This is a genomic window from Candidatus Erwinia haradaeae (assembly GCF_900698965.1).
GTDB lineage: Bacteria > Pseudomonadota > Gammaproteobacteria > Enterobacterales > Enterobacteriaceae > Erwinia_E > Erwinia_E haradaeae_A.
In genome coordinates, this window is record NZ_LR217725.1 from 459,545 (window position 1) to 476,094 (window position 16,550).

Below are 16,550 nucleotides of genomic sequence, written 5' to 3' on the forward strand. Positions count from 1 at the left end.
TCTATTTTATTGCTTAATGACACATTATATGTGGTTCTCGAAGTTTATAGAATACACATTTGATCATTGCAGTGAGACATTCTGATATAATATATCTAGATTAGATTTATCATTACAGCAATAGTTTATTTAAGAGTAAGCAGTAAGGATATGCCTTCTGAAGGTCTATACATAATCTATGTTAATAAGCGCTATTAGGCTTAATTATTATTAAAGTGGCATAAAGTTTGTTTAAGCACCTTGCTAGGTAAGTATCAAACCAGTCGATATTAGAAATAACTCGTGCACCTCTAATAGGATTGTGCAATATAAAAGCTCTTCCTAACTGCCATGCGTTATGTATCAAAAGATAAATTTAAGTATTCTTGTATTATTCAGTATATGCTATACTTTAATTATGTACGTATAATTTATGAATCTGTTAAAGTTTTAGATATATTAGCTAGTTAAGTTACTGTTTAGGGCATGTATTTATGAACAACTGTCCAATTGTTGAGCTAACAAAACAACTCATTGTTTGTCCATCTATTAGCCCGAATGATGCTGGTTGTCAAGAAATTCTAATGTCTCGCCTTCAGAGGATAGGTTTTACAATTGAACCAATGAATATTGGGGATACAAAAAATTTCTGGGCATGGCACGGTCATGGTAAAAGTTTAGCTTTTGCAGGTCATACTGATGTAGTAGCAAGTGGTAACTTGAAAGATTGGATATACCCTCCTTTTGAACTTACTACCCGTAATGGTATGTTATTTGGTCGTGGGGTGGCAGATATGAAAGGTGCTATAGCAGCAATGATTATCGCGGCTGAACGTTTTTTAAAAATATACCCAAGGCATCAGGGACGGCTAGCATTTTTAATTACTTCAGATGAAGAAGGCAGCGGCGAGAATGGTACAACCAAGGTGGTGGAGACATTGATCGCTCGTCATGAAACCCTAGATTATTGTTTGATCGGAGAGCCAACTAGTGCTCAGAGAGTAGGTGATGTAATCAAAAATGGTCGTCGTGGCTCCATTAGTGCCAATCTTCATGTCCAGGGCTTCCAAGGGCATATTGCTTATCCGGATCTAGCTGAGAACCCCATACACCATGCGATCTCAGTTCTTCATGAGTTATTATTAACTCAATGGGACACAGGAAATCAATTTTTTCCACCAACTTGTATGCAAATTTCTAATATACAGGCTGGGACCGGTTCAGACAATATTATTCCAGGAGACTGTTTTGTTAAATTGAATTTTCGATTTAGCACACAACTTACGGAAATATTAATTCAGAGACGCGTTCAGGAATGTCTTGACCGATATGATTTTCGTTACAATATTATATGGCAAATGACTCGAAAGCCATTTTTAACCCTCAAGGGTAATTTGATAGATGTAGTTGTTAAAACAGTTGAGCATTATATAAAACGTACCCCGAAAATATTAACTACTGGTGGAACTTCTGATGGATATTTTTTTAAAAAAATGGGAGCTCAGGTTATAGAGCTGGGGTTAGTCAATGCCACTATTCATCAAAGTAATGAATGCGTTAGAGGCTCAGACTTACACGTTTTAAGTAAAATGTATCAGAGTATTATGGAGCAGCTTATTGTTTAAAAGGCAGTGCGATGAAATTGATAAAACAGTATGGGTGGCTTGTAGGGATATTGTTTATAATTGGAACTTTATTTACTACTTACAAAGATCTGAACAGGATTAATCCAAAAAAAATACCGAAAGAGCTAGATCTAGCTACTTATAGATCATAGTTATGATAACTATCATAGATGATCAAAACATCTCTGATAGAGCAACACATCTCTAATAGAGCAACTTTTACGATTTTTTGAAGGTACCTCATATTAATACATTCATACATAGTGCGACTTGTATGAATATAGGATTTTATTATCTGTTCTTTTTGTAAGCATGCTGTGTTAGCACTTTTTTACTAAAAATTTTACTAAAAAATTTCAAGTGTATAACTATAGTGTGGAAAAATAAAGTATTTATAAAATATTACGTGTATAGTGGCGATTAATCTTCCTAATAGAGGTGTTACAAAATATTTAAAAATTAAAATAGCTAAAAATCCCTTGTCGTAGGTAATTTATTTGAAAATATAAGTTGTATTGCACCTTCTATTTATAATCATTGCATTACTTCTATAAGTACCAAGTATGTTTTTAATAAAGATTAAATCACTGCTGGTCATAATATCAGAGCTGTGCGTATATTAATTTAGAGTACGTCAATTTAACTGATTGTTTATTGTTATAAGCTTTACCTAAATTAATAAAAATTTTCTCTGCTATTTTATGTAAGTAACTATACCGGGCCCAGTAGAAGATGTTAAATAGTATGACTTAATATTTCAATGGATAATTTAACCCACATAATATCATGGTTAATATTTCCATCTCTAGCCATACTGGTTGATTTAAATGTGTTTTTAATTTTAGCTCTATACTGCTCATTAGATGAAAAATTTGTAGCAAATTTATACGCGAAAGACGTTGAACAGCAAGACTTAAAACAGTACGGCGTTGTTGATTTATTTGGTGCTGATTTAATATAATATGTAAAGGGGTTTGTGTTACCTGTTTTTTTATGCTCAGAAGCAATACTAGATCACGCTGTAGTATACGTAGCAAAATAATTGGTTCGATATCTTTAGCGCTTATCTGATGCAGGATGTGCATTGCACGCTGACCATTTCCTAAAAGCACAGCGTTCAACCAGTTAAATACAGTAAAATTTGCTGAGTTATAAATGATTTTTTCAATATGTTGTACAGTAATTTGGGTATCAGACCATAACATCCAAGCTTGTTCTAGTACCTGTGATAGTTCGAATAAGTTACCTTCATAATAGTAACATAATAGTTGATATACTGCATCATCCATTGCTAAGTTTAAACTTTTTGCTCTAGCAGCTACCCAAATAGATAACTTCTCAAGCTTCATAGTGTGACATGAAACCTCTACTGCATTTACAGATAGATTGTTGTACCATTTGCTATTGTTTTGTTTTTTAGAGAATGATGAAGCTTGAAGTATTAGTAAGATATCGGCGTGTATTAAGGTAGACAGCTTTATCAGTTGTGTGCTCATAGGAGCACTTAGAGCGCCATTTGGCAATACAAGTAGCAAGATTTGACGAGTTTTAAATAAACTCAATGATTGGCAAATCGTAAAGATATTCTGCCAATCTGTCTTATTATTTAGCTCAATCTTAAAATATTCGGTAAAGCCCTTTTTTTGAGCAGCAGTACGAATAATATTTTTTGCTTCTTCTAATAAAAATGGTTCACTACCAACTAACATATAGCATGGTTTTAAACTTTTAGTTAATTGGGCGTCAAGCTGTTCAGGATAGACTTTTATCATAGGTTGTCATATCTTCTGTATTGATAATACCTAAAAGGCACAAAATAACATGTTCTAATAATTAATTGTTATAAAAGTTAGTAACAGCATTATCTGCGGTATAGTAGATATTTGAAAATTGACGTATTAAGTTTTCTACTGCCTGTATCCTCATATCATTAATAATTATATGTTGCTCAGTGTCTTTTGCTAAAGGGGCATATGGGTGATCAAAAAATGAACGAGATATTGTTGAGGTTATTGGATATATACCTTTATTAGGTATGACAACTTGTATAAGAATAGTCATTCTAATTGAGTATTCAGATGTTTTTCCATCTGAAAAAATAGACAGCGTATTACGAGTAATATCTTCTTTTTGTAATCGTAGAGAGGAGAGCTTTATGTTTTTATTCTCTCTTGTAATCACACGTATACCATGCGATCGAAGCGCCTCATACATTGTAGTAGCCAGAGGACCATACGGATCTTCTGTGTCTAAAATAAGCGTTTTCATCTCACATGGTATTGCAGTAGCGCGATATGGGTGGTATCCACATCCGCTCATGATCCATATAGAAAAACTCAGAAACAGAGAAATTAGTAATGCTTGCAAAAATCCTCCTCTATGAAGTAAGTACAAAATTGAGTATTTTGCCTGGTACATAAATAATTTTCTTAATGCGAGTGCCATGAAGATACTTTAGAATCGCAGGATCTTGTTGAGCAAGTTCCTGCAATTCTTTCTGTTTTAGGTTTTTATCTAGTATGATTTTGCTACGCATTTTACCATTGACCTGAATTATTACTAACTGGCTCTCTTCAATAGTGGCAATCTTATCCTCTTGGGGCCATGGAGCATAATCTATATCCTCTTTTTCTCCAAGAGCCTTCCATAGAACAAAGGTAATATGAGGTGCAAATGGATGCAGCATACGAACTATGGCCATAAGAGCTTCTTGCATTAATATGCGATCTACTGCTGTTCTTTGTGGTGCCATTCTTAGCTTGTTTGTTAGAGTCATAATAGCAGCAATAGCTGTATTAAATGTTTGACGCTGTCCTATGTCTGTTGATACTTTTCTAATAGTTGTATGCAAATTACGACGCAAGGCCTTCTGTTTATCATGATATAGAGAATGCTTTGGATTCTCTGGAATACCTAGCATAGCATGCTGCCAAACTAGTTTCCATACTCGTTTTAAAAATCGATGCATTCCCTCAACGCCTGTGATTTTCCATTCTAAACTCATATCTAACGGTGCTGCAAACATAATAAACAATCGTAAAGTATCAGCACCGTAACAGTTTACCATTGTCGTGACATCAACACCGTTTTTTTTAGATTTAGACATTTTCGTCATACCAGCATAAACTAACTGGTTTCCGCCTATGTCTACAGCATTTAAGATTTTTCCATTATTATCACGTTTAATAGTGATATCAGATGATGATATCCAGCGACGATCCCCTTGATGATTAGTAAAATAAAAAGCATCAGATAAAACCATTCCCTGACATAGGAGACGTTTTACAGGTTCATTAGAGTTTACTAGTCCGGCATCACGTAGAAGCTTATGAAAAAATCGAAAATACAAAAGGTGCATGGTGGCGTGTTCAATACCTCCTATATAGCAATCTACGGGCAGCCAGTAGTCAGCAGAAGATGGGTCTAACATACCGTGTTTATAGTTAGCGGAAGTATAACGTGCATAGTACCAAGAGGATTCCATAAAGGTGTCAAAAGTATCAGTTTCACGCAAGGCTTGTTGACCATTTACGATAGTCCGGGCCCATTCTGCATCCATTTTTATAGCATGAGTAATATCATTAGAAAGATTGGTTTCTGGTAAAACAATAGGTAGTTGACTATCTGGTACAGGCACAATCTTACCGTCTTCTAGAGTGATCATAGGGATTGGTACGCCCCAATATCTTTGACGAGATACACACCAATCTTTCAGTCGGTAGTGTATTTTTTTCCTGCCTATGCCTTTTTGAGTTATTTCACGCAGTATCATAATAAAGGCTTTTTCGTATGACAAACCATTGAATTGACCAGAGTTAAACAGCGTACCTTTTTTTGTCATTGCGCATTGAGTAAGATTTAGAACGCTATGTTCGGTAGGGAGAACAACAGATTTAATAGGTATGTAATATTTTTGAGCAAACTCCCAGTCATTTTGACTATGACCTGGTACTCCCATGATAGCGCCTGTGCCATAATCCATGATTACATAATTTGATATCCATACTGGTAGTGACTCTCCTGTGAGGGGGTGCTTTGCCACTAGTTTTGTCAATATGCCTATTTTTTCCATCGTGATAAGATCAGGTTCAGAAACTTTAGTGTTAAGGTATTTGTTAATAAAATTTGCTATAGATGGGTCATGCATAGCAGCGACATAAGTTATTGGGTGATTTGCTGCTACCGCAATATATGTTACTCCCATGATAGTATCTGGTCGTGTAGTATATATTTTAATTATTTCAGTGGTATCTAAAACCCTAAAATCAATCTCTAGCCCTTCAGAGCGCCCAATCCAATTTCTCTGCATGGTTTTTACGTTTTCAGGCCATTCATCTAGAGTGTCGAGACTATTTAGCAATTCTTCGGCGTAATGTGTGATTTTCATAAACCACTGCGGGAGGTCTTTCTTTTGAACTATAGAATGGCAGCGCCAGCAACAACCATCAATAACTTGCTCATTAGCTAATACTGTCATATGATGTGGGCACCAATTAACCGATGCAGTTTTTTTATAAACTAAGCCTTTTTTATAGAGTTGAATAAAAAACCATTGTTCCCAGCGGTAATAATCCGCTTGGCAAGTGGTGATTTCACGATTCCAGTCATAGCTTAAACCAAGTGATTTTAATTGATTCCTCATATGGCTAATATTGGCATACGTCCAAGATGATGGTGGCGTATTATTTTCAAGCGCTGCAGATTCGGCTGGAAGTCCAAAAGCATCCCATCCAATTGGTTGCAATACGTTCTTACCGAGCATGCGATGATAACGTGACAGAACATCACCAATGGTGTAATTTCGTACATGCCCCATGTGTAAACTCCCAGAAGGATAAGGAATCATAGATAGACAGTAATACTTTTCTTTATTTTCGTTTGTAGTTGCTTGAAATGTTTTCTGTTGATCCCAGTGCTTTTGAACATAATCCTCTATTTCGTGAGGGTAATATTGTTCTTTCATGGAGTTGTTGATCCTTTGTATGAAGGCAATTGCCATGGATTGATATAGATAATAGATTGTATTGAGCTAGAGATTAGCGCAACTGACTTTTGTAAATGCCTAAGACAATATTTTTAATGAGGGGTACCGTTAGCATATAAAGATTATTGGCATATGGCATATAGTGGAGCTTAGTAGGTGTTTGTATTGTTAGATAACTACTTATTGTTATTGCTAACGCTTATTCTTTATATGATTTATTTGTCCTGTATGGGAGAAAGTGTGATATTGCTTGCATCTTATGTTTTTAAATTTATTAACTAACTGAAGACAGCTATATCAAAACCTGTAGTATTTAGAAAATTGATTATAGTATGACTAATTGATAAAATAATTCAAGTACATTGCAGTGCCACCTACAACCAGCTGTTTTTATATAATTTTTTTAAAACAGAATGACTATATTACATAGTGACATATCTATTCATTTAGAGGACTGATAATTTTATATTCTTTACACATGTATACGCTAGATATACAGGCTAGTGACATATGCTATATGCTATATGCTATATGCTATATGCTATAGGCTATATGCCTAAATGTATCCATGTATCCATTGTGGTATTGACGGTATCTTGAATTTATTATTATTGCATATAAAAATATTGTCTATCTATATATAGTGTAAGTGATCATAACATTTTATTTTAAGTATGACTCACCAATGAGCTGATGATATAATGACATGCAAGATATACCCTATATAAATATAAATCATCATCAGTTTTACTATTAGTGTAAGTATTGGTTTTACTATTACTGTAAGTATTGGAATAAGTATTCTTTATACATTTCACCAACCATATGAATGGGTATCTCCTAGGGTGCTATTTTATGGAATCCGTACAAAAAAAAATTACTGATCTTAAGACTCTTCTCAGGCATTATCAATATCAATATTATGTGATAAATAAATCAGACATACCTGATTCAGAATATGATGACCTTATGGATAATCTTCGTAAATTGGAAACTGAAAATCCTAATCTGCGTACACAGGATTCTCCCAGTCAATGTGTAGGAGGGTTGTCTCTAAATAGCGCTTTCAAGAAAGTACACCATAAAATTCCAATGCTATCTCTAAATACTGTTATAGATAAAAGAAGTTATCTTGCTTTTAACCAACGGCTAACAAAAAGATTAAATATCAGTACGGACATTACATTATGCTGCGAGCTGAAGATAGATGGTCTAGCAGTTAGTTTGTTGTATATTAATGGCGGATTAGCCCGGGCATCTACTCGCGGTGATGGGGTGATCGGAGAAGATATTACTGATAATATCAGAACTATTAGCGTCATTCCCAAATATCTCATAGGTGATAAGATCCCAGAGTATTTAGAAGTGAGGGGGGAAGTATTTATGTCACATGCGGGGTTTAAAAAAATAAATCACAGAGCTTATAGAGATGGACATAAAATATTTTCTAATCCGCGTAACGCTGCCGCTGGCTCCTTGCGTAATTTAGATCCCTTCGTTACTGCTAAACGGCCTCTGAGTTTTGTGTGTTACGGGTTAGGTTGTTGCAAAGGCAGAGCAATGCCACAGAGTCATTGGGCCTGTTTACAACATTTTCAGGATTGGGGTTTGCCGATTAGCGATTTCTTGCGTCTTTGTTATTCGCCTGAAGACGTTTTTGCATTTTATGAACATGTTAAAATGCATCGTCAATCTCTTGGTTTTGATATTGACGGGGTAGTGGTCAAGGTAGACGATCTCAAGTTGCAGACGCGCCTAGGTTCTTCTGCGCGTGCTCCCAAATGGGCAGTAGCTTTTAAGTTTCCAGCACAGGAAAAAATAACAAGATTGCATAATGTAGAATTTCAGGTTGGTCGCACAGGAGTTATTACTCCAGTTGCAAAATTAGCGCCCGTTCGAATTTTAGGAGTACTTGTAAGTAGAGCAACTTTGCATAATTTACATGAAATTGATCGACTTGGATTAAAAATTGGGGACTATGTTGTCGTTCGTAGAGCCGGTGATGTCATTCCACAAATAATTAGCGTTATTAAGTCTGATTGTGGTGTTGATTTAAGTTTAAAAAGCATTATTGTTCCGAAACAGTGTCCAGGATGTGGCTCTAAGATACATTGTATATCAGGCGAAACAGTTTTACGTTGTACAGGTGGTTTAACCTGCTCTGCGCAACGCAAAAGTGCGATAAGACATTTTGTCTCTCGCCAGGCATTAAATATCCATGGTATAGGTCAAACAGTCATTAATCAGTTAGTAGATAAAGGGTATATACAAAATCCAGCTGATCTTTTTACGCTTACGCTAGATCAGCTGACTAGCTTAGAGCGTATTGGTCCAAAGTCGGCACAGAATATTATAGATGCACTTGTCAGGTCAAAAAAGACTACTTTTGCACGTTTTATATACGCTTTAGGGATAAGTAAGATTGGATTAGTGACAGCAGAAAATCTTGCATCTTATTTTGTCACATTAGATGCTCTGCTAAGAGCTGATCTGCACACATTAAGATCAGTGCATGGTATTGGTCAAGAAGCTGGCAGTTGTCTAAGAAGTTTTCTTAATGAAGTTAGTAATCGTGAGATTATTCGCGTTTTGGTAGTAGAGGTTGGGATTTATTGGGAGCCAGTCATACCAAAATACAGATAAAACATACGTCAAATTTATCTTTAAACTATGATGGTTCATGCGTGGTTATGCATGATTATGCAGCAATCTATCAACCAATCGAATGAGAGTATGTATAGCGATATAGCTATACAGCTATAGAGATACACCGTAATATATCGGTATGTAATCTACCAGTTTTTTTGCATAAATATTCTAAATGATTAGAAATTTATGAATCTATGAGTTATATGTAATTAGTGATTAATAATAATCTTATTTAATTAAGGCAGCATAAGTATGAATATATCAATTTTTGATAGATATCATTTTAGGCTTATACTATTAGGGTATTTATACGAGTGTGTGATGCTGAAATTCATTTGAATGATATAACACTAGCATTTATATAGATGTATATGGTATCAATATATATGCTATATATATCATATATATGTATATATGATAAGAGATTTATATTCATAAAAACACCTAAAATATTAACAATTTGATCTTAAATATTTTGAAAATGACACATAGTTTCATGATGTATTCAAAATACAGTATTACACTAGGTTAGCTACGAATAATCTATTATTTCCTCAGGTCAGGTCAAATTCATTAAGGATAATATGCACAGCTTTTCTGTTCATCTTTTAAATGTATCATGGCTATTTAATCATGATAACAAGGTTTATTTGTAATGTTATGTCAAATGTTTGAGAAAGATTCTTGCCTAGTATAGGCTGGATTGTGTGTACACCTTAGAGTGTTGACTTTAGTGTTGTTATCAATTCTATATTGAAAAACGTTATCATACATATACATAAGTTGGTATATGTATAAAGCAATATAATTACTCAAAAATGATTTAAGTGTTCACGTTAATGCTTGTATATATTCAAGAGCATTATTCTAAGATGATGCTATGGGAATTTTTAAATATAGGATATGTTTAGAGATCGTACGATGCTATGTCTCCAGTACTCTACGCATTAGGTAGTCAATCTTACCAGATGCAATAATGGGGTATTGTAGTAAAATAGAATGTTTAATATATCTCATTAGAGTGCTGTTGGGACATAAATAAACAGGGCCAATCAAGTGATTTGAATCTAAAGATATAGGGTTATTTAAATATTATTCCAATATGAAAAGTGTTTAAATAATTCCATATTGATCAACAAATATTATCTTTTCTATTATTTTAATATGGTAGTGATAATTAGCGTAGAGCTACTATGACTAGTTATTATTATCTCAGAGGTTTGCATGAATATTGTATTGTGGTAGAGCTCTTTAGTGCATTCAATATATTCATGATGATCTGAGCGTTTAATCATTGATTTATTTATTGTTTATTTTCTAGCTGCGCACATGCAGTAGGGTTGTTTAAAGTGCGGCATCAACTAGTGAGTGAAATCTTAAGCAGTATAATATCAACCATTAAGAATACAATACTATTGAACTATTGATATAAATATAGTGTTGATTCAGAGGATGACCGGCTTGTTTTGCTAGACAATGCTAATAAAAGAATAATCTTTTTATAATGCAGATATACTAGATGTTCTATTATTTTTCTTATAGAAAAACATGAACAGAGTTACATCAGATTTACATCATTTTCAAGTGTATATAATCAGTATAGATTATTATTAAACAAGTCGCGCTCATTAACGTCATGTATGATTTGAAAGATGTCAAGCTTACTCACAAACTATTAAATAGTATACAGTGTATTTACCTGAAAAGCAGTTTTTTATAAAAATTTTTACTTAATTTTGAAAGAGTTAGACTTTGTGCATATTTTGTTTATACCATCAAAATTAAAATACCGTATTCTTAATGCGTGTAAGATAGATACGGTTTTTTCTTCTAAAAACGCTTGTGCGATTAGCTGTATACATAAAATAGAACGTAATTTTTTTCTTTAATATAACCCAATGGAATCCAGTCGTCACTGTAAAGTGCACGCTCATACTGAGTTGTATGTTACATACCTTTATAGAGTAATTGCTAATATAAAATTATTACTCACTATCTAGTCAGATTAAGAGGTATCTTATGACTAATTATAATTTAAGATATCACAGTTTAAGAGAGGATAGTCTCTATAAGGCGCTATAGAGAGACCGTTGTTTGGTTTGTCTGAAAACAAAATATTATTTCAAATCTGTTTTTGTAACTTATGCTGATGATATGTGTTATTATGATGTATAGTCATCATTATAAAGTACTAAAATTATTTTTAATAACGATAGAAACATCCTATTAGACTATATTATGCATAGTCTCTATACATGTATAGAATATATATAGCTAAAACCACACAAAGATATCAAATATGAATGCGGGATGTTATTCAATCAGACAGATTGATATTGCTAAAAATTCCAATAATTTTTCTTATTCTTCAGTGTATACCGAAACTTCAGTGTATACCGAAACATGATGCTATAGGCAATACCTGTGTGATGACTTGTAAATTATTTGTCGAATATTAGGTTTTTCATACAGACTAGAATGTGCGTTAATCCTAATATACGTATGTGGGTATATATTATTTAGTACTATCGTCTGAATAACTTACGGTTTAATAGAACCGTATCTATGCAAAATTATGAGACCTAATTCACTTAGGTCAAAATGAAATAAGAGAGAGCTTTATGAATCCTGAGTGTTCTGAATTCATCGAAATCCCTGTCTTACCGTTACGAGACGTTGTGGTGTATCCGCATATGGTTATCCCCTTATTTGTAGGGCGTGAAAAATCCATTTGCTGTGTAGAAACTGCTCTTAATCATGACAAAAAGATTATTCTCGTCGCTCAAAAAGAATCTGTAACGGATGAACCTAATATTCAGGACCTCTTTTCAATTGGGACAGTTTCTTCGATTTTACAGATTCTAAAATTACCAGATGGTACTGTAAAAGTATTAGTTGAAGGGTTGCAGCGTGTTCAAATTACCACTTTATGTGATCACGGTGATTATTTTACAGCGACAGCTAAGTATCTAGTTACGCCGGCAGTGGAAGAGAAAGAGCAAGAAGTTTTAGTGCGTGCTGTGATTAATGAATTTGAAGGGTACATAAAACTTAATAAAAAAATCCCTCCTGAAATTTTAACTTCTCTGAGCAATATGGATGATGCTGCGCGTCTTTCTGATACTGTTGCAGCCCACATAACATTAAAGCTTGCTGAAAAACAGTCCATTCTTGAGATGTCAGATATTAGTAAGCGATTAGAATACTTGATGGCCATGATGGAATCAGGGATAGAATTGCTGCAAGTTGAAAAACGTATTCGTGCTCGCGTTAAAAGACAAATGGAAAAAAGCCAGAGGGAGTACTACTTAAACGAACAAATAAAGGCAATTCAAAAAGAACTTGGCGATATCGAAAATTCACCTGACGAAAATCACATTTTGAGACGTAAGATTGATAAAGCCAGGATGCCACAAGAAGCTCGAGAAAAAACTAAATCTGAGCTGAATAAGTTAAAAATGATGTCACCTATGTCAGCAGAGTCTACTGTCGTGCGTAGCTACATTGATTGGATGATACAAGTGCCCTGGCATAATCGAAGTAAGATGAAAAAGGATTTGCAAAAAGCACAAGAAAGACTAGATATTGATCATTTTGGACTAACTCTTGTAAAAGACAGGATACTGGAGTATTTAGCTGTTCAGAATCGAGCAAATAAAATAAAAGGACCAATTCTTTGTTTAGTTGGGCCACCAGGAGTAGGAAAAACTTCTTTGGGTCAATCAGTTGCTAAAGCAACTGGAAGAAAATATGTACGTATGGCATTAGGTGGAATTCGTGATGAAGCAGAAATTCGTGGCCATCGTCGTACTTATATTGGTTCTATGCCGGGGAAAATTATTCAAAAAATTGCTAAAACAGGAGTTAAAAATCCATTATTTTTACTGGATGAGATTGATAAAATGTCATCTGACATGCGTGGTGATCCGTCTTCAGCTCTTCTCGAAGTGCTTGATCCAGAGCAAAATATTGCTTTTAATGATAATTACCTAGAGGTTGATTACGATCTCTCGGATGTCATGTTTCTTGCAACATCTAATTCAACAAATATTCCACCAGCGTTATTAGATCGCATGGAAGTTATTTTGTTGTCTGGTTATACAGAAGACGAAAAACTTGATATTGCTAAACAACACTTATTATCTAAGCAATTTGAGCGAAATGCATTAAAACAAGATGAATTAATTGTTGACGACAGTGCACTGATCAGTATTATTCGGTACTATACACGGGAAGCAGGTGTACGAAATCTAGAGCGAGAACTATCAAAATTATGTCGTAAGGCGGTGAAAACGCTTCTTATGGACAAAACTATTAAGAAAATCTCAATTAACCCTGATAATTTAAAGGACTATCTTGGCGTTCAGCGTTATGACTATACTCGCGTTGATTCGAATAATCGTATAGGGCAGGTTACAGGGTTAGCATGGACTACATTTGGTGGAGGTGATTTGTTAACTATTGAAGCAGCTTGTGTACCAGGTAAGGGAAAATTAACGTATACAGGATCATTGGGTGAAGTTATGCAAGAGTCGATTCAGGCTGCATTAACAGTAGTTCGAGCCCGGGCATCAAAATTAGGTATTAAAAATGATTTTTATGAGACAAGAGACATCCATGTGCATGTTCCAACAGGAGCAACACCTAAAGATGGCCCAAGTGCGGGTATTGCAATGTGTACTTCGCTGGTTTCATGTTTAACTGGTAATCCAGTACGTTCTGACGTTGCTATGACTGGGGAGATTACCTTACGTGGTCAAGTATTACCCATTGGTGGCTTAAAGGATAAGCTATTAGCTGCGCGTCGTGGCGGTATTAGAACAGTTTTAATTCCAAGAGAAAATCAGCGTGATCTTGAGGATATTCCAGATAATATTATTGCTGATCTGGCCATTCATTCTGTCACATGCATTGAAGAGGTACTGGATTTGTCATTGCAATTTAAAATACCTTCTTCTGTCTCTAGATAAATTAGAGATGTATTTTTTGATGCATACATGTTTTCTGACGACTGTGTGGTTCATGTCGCATTGATAGTGTATTTTTAGGACTAAATAGACTAAACTGATATAAATATAAGATACGATCTGTAGTCTGTTATGGAGCGGGAATTAGGATGGCATGGGGAATCCTAATTCCCGTCCCCTAAGGAAATATGATCAACTACTGTCGGTGATAATCCAAGCTTCAACATACTATGCTATGTTAGGGAATTACAAACCTAGTCGTCCAAAAAGCTTTTTAAAACTTCTGACCGACTGGGGTGACGTAATTTACGTAGTGCCTTTGCTTCAATTTGACGAATACGTTCTCGAGTTACGTCAAATTGCTTTCCAACTTCTTCTAATGTATGATCAGTATTCATATCAATCCCAAAACGCATACGCAAAACTTTTGCTTCACGTGCAGTAAGTCCCTCTAGTACATCATATGTTGCGACACGGAGACTTTCAGACGTTGCTGAATCTAGTGGGAGCTCTAGCGCAGTGTCCTCAATAAAATCTCCTAGGTGCGAATCTTCATCCTCTCCAATCGGAGTTTCCATAGATATCGGTTCTTTAGCAATTTTCATTACTTTGCGAATTTTATCTTCTGGTATCAGCATTCGCTCAGCTAACTCTTCCGGTGTTGGTTCACGACCTATTTCTTGTAACATCTGCCGTGAAATTCGGTTCAGTTTATTAATGGTCTCAATCATATGAACTGGAATACGGATTGTACGTGCCTGATCGGCGATCGACCTAGTAATCGCCTGACGAATCCACCATGTCGCATAAGTTGAAAACTTATAACCGCGACGATACTCAAATTTATCTACTGCTTTCATTAAACCAATATTACCCTCTTGGATCAAGTCTAAAAATTGTAGACCACGATTGGTGTATTTCTTGGCGATCGAAATGACTAGTCTTAGATTTGCTTCAACCATTTCCTTTTTAGCCCGGCGTGCTTTTAACTCACCAATAGACATGCGACGGTTGATGTCTTTCACTTGTTCAATAGTTAAGCCAGTTTCCTGTTCAATCTCTTGAAGTTTTTTTAGGCTGTATGCTACGTCATTTGAAACGTCTTTAAGTTTTTCTGACCATCGTTTATTCATAGTTATTGCAATTTGAAACCAATTATCATTTGTTTCATTACCAGTAAACAAGGTAATAAAGCTTTTTTTGGGCATTTTACACCATTCTACACATAGTTTCATAATCAGGCGTTCTTGCGTTCGTACGCGTTCCATCATAATACGCATACTATTTACGAGTAATTCAAATTGTTTTGGGACTAGTCGAAACTGTTTAAATACATCAGATAGGTTTTTGATTTCTTCAAGAGCATTAACATGGTTGCGACTTCTCGATTTAATCACGGTACGAGTGATTTCATATTGATTCCGCAAAGCACTGAACTTTTCATGTGCTAATTCAGCATCAATATTGTGTTCATCATCCGAAGTCTCATCGTCAGAGTCATCATCTTCATTATCACTGTCTTCTTCTAACGGTAGATCCACACTAATATGAGTGGTAGAAGGTGCTATATCTACCTCTGCGTTAGGGTCAACAAACCCAGTAATTAAATCAGAGAGACGGGCTTCATCTAATTGCACCTTCTCATACTGTTCTAAAAGATATGTAATTGCTTCTGGGTATTCAGCAACAGAGCATTGAACTTGATTAATTCCATCTTCAATGCGCTTGGCAATATCAATCTCACCCTCACGTGTTAACAGTTCAACCGTGCCCATTTCACGCATGTACATGCGTACCGGATCAGTTGTGCGTCCAATTTCAGACTCAACACTAGATAGCACTTGAGCGGCTGCTTCTACAGCATCCTCGTCAGTATCGCTGCTATTCTCGTTAAGTATTAATTCATCAGCATCAGGTGCTTCTTCTACGACCTGAATGCCCATGTTATTAATCATTTGAATGATATCTTCAATCTGATCGGAGTCTACGATATCATCTGGAAGATGATCATTGATCTCAGAATAAGTTAGATATCCTTGCTCTTTGCCACGTGTAACAAGTAATTTAAGCTGAGACTGTGGGTTGTGCTCCATAGGGCTGTATCCATACTTCTTAAAATTAGATTGATCTTGGACGGGTTACCTTCCAAGAGTAATAGTATCAGGGTCGTAAGATTACAGTTATACCCTGTTACAGAGACTATACATTTTATTCAATAGATAAAAATCCTAACTGGTTATATTAGTAATGGCTAAATAATTTTCTGTGTTGCCAATAGCACGAACATTCAAGAAGTGTTATGATCAATCACGTATGGAATTTTTTCTTTTTTATATAACCAGGTAT

7 protein-coding genes and 1 pseudogene are annotated in these 16,550 nt (G+C 35.1%); 4 read left to right on the forward strand and 4 right to left on the reverse strand.

Annotation, left to right across the window (positions count from 1 at the left end; translation table 11 throughout):
- Nucleotides 1-473: 473 nt before the first annotated feature.
- Together dapE and CIPSTX3056_RS01485 are read left to right on the forward strand one after the other, a co-directional pair.
- The gene (gene dapE, locus CIPSTX3056_RS01480) at nucleotides 474-1,604 is read left to right on the forward strand and encodes a succinyl-diaminopimelate desuccinylase (protein WP_072666198.1); all 1,131 of its coding nucleotides are present in this window, start codon (nucleotides 474-476) and stop codon (nucleotides 1,602-1,604) included.
- A gap of 11 nt (nucleotides 1,605-1,615) precedes the next feature.
- A complete protein-coding gene (locus CIPSTX3056_RS01485; RefSeq protein ID WP_162271168.1) occupies nucleotides 1,616-1,756 on the forward strand; it encodes a hypothetical protein in 141 nt (46 codons plus the stop codon).
- Nucleotides 1,757-2,353: 597 nt separating this feature from the next.
- Here CIPSTX3056_RS01485 and holA read toward each other — a convergent pair.
- From holA to leuS, 3 genes are all read right to left on the reverse strand, one after another.
- A complete protein-coding gene (gene holA / locus CIPSTX3056_RS01490; RefSeq protein WP_072666199.1) occupies nucleotides 2,354-3,376 on the reverse strand; it encodes a DNA polymerase III subunit delta in 1,023 nt (340 codons plus the stop codon).
- A gap of 61 nt (nucleotides 3,377-3,437) precedes the next feature.
- Nucleotides 3,438-3,971, reverse strand: coding sequence for an LPS assembly lipoprotein LptE (gene lptE, locus CIPSTX3056_RS01495; RefSeq protein ID WP_072666200.1), 534 nt, complete (start codon nucleotides 3,969-3,971; stop codon nucleotides 3,438-3,440).
- Nucleotides 3,972-3,981: 10 nt separating this feature from the next.
- Nucleotides 3,982-6,567, reverse strand: coding sequence for a leucine--tRNA ligase (leuS, locus tag CIPSTX3056_RS01500; RefSeq protein WP_072666201.1), 2,586 nt, complete (start codon nucleotides 6,565-6,567; stop codon nucleotides 3,982-3,984).
- An 876-nt stretch (nucleotides 6,568-7,443) separates the two neighbouring features.
- Here leuS and ligA point away from each other — a divergent pair.
- Nucleotides 7,444-9,231, forward strand: coding sequence for an NAD-dependent DNA ligase LigA (gene ligA, locus CIPSTX3056_RS01505; RefSeq protein ID WP_072666202.1), 1,788 nt, complete (start codon nucleotides 7,444-7,446; stop codon nucleotides 9,229-9,231).
- A 2,627-nt stretch (nucleotides 9,232-11,858) separates the two neighbouring features.
- Nucleotides 11,859-14,207 (forward strand): endopeptidase La, encoded by a 2,349-nt coding sequence (gene lon / locus CIPSTX3056_RS01510; RefSeq protein ID WP_072666203.1) that lies wholly within the window; start codon nucleotides 11,859-11,861, stop codon nucleotides 14,205-14,207.
- 251 nt (nucleotides 14,208-14,458) lie between these two features.
- On the opposite strand, the pseudogene rpoD reads toward lon, so the two are convergent.
- Nucleotides 14,459-16,309: pseudogene (gene rpoD / locus CIPSTX3056_RS01515) on the reverse strand (RNA polymerase sigma factor RpoD); the annotation flags it as partial.
- Nucleotides 16,310-16,550: the final 241 nt, after the last annotated feature.

Coding starts and splice junctions, on each gene's coding strand:
- dapE (WP_072666198.1), top strand. CDS start 474: ATGAACAACTGTCCAATTGTTGAGCTAACAAAACAACTCATTGTTTGT.
- CIPSTX3056_RS01485 (WP_162271168.1), top strand. CDS start 1,616: ATGAAATTGATAAAACAGTATGGGTGGCTTGTAGGGATATTGTTTATA.
- holA (WP_072666199.1), bottom strand. CDS start 3,376: ATGATAAAAGTCTATCCTGAACAGCTTGACGCCCAATTAACTAAAAGT.
- leuS (WP_072666201.1), bottom strand. CDS start 6,567: ATGAAAGAACAATATTACCCTCACGAAATAGAGGATTATGTTCAAAAG.
- ligA (WP_072666202.1), top strand. CDS start 7,444: ATGGAATCCGTACAAAAAAAAATTACTGATCTTAAGACTCTTCTCAGG.
- lon (WP_072666203.1), top strand. CDS start 11,859: ATGAATCCTGAGTGTTCTGAATTCATCGAAATCCCTGTCTTACCGTTA.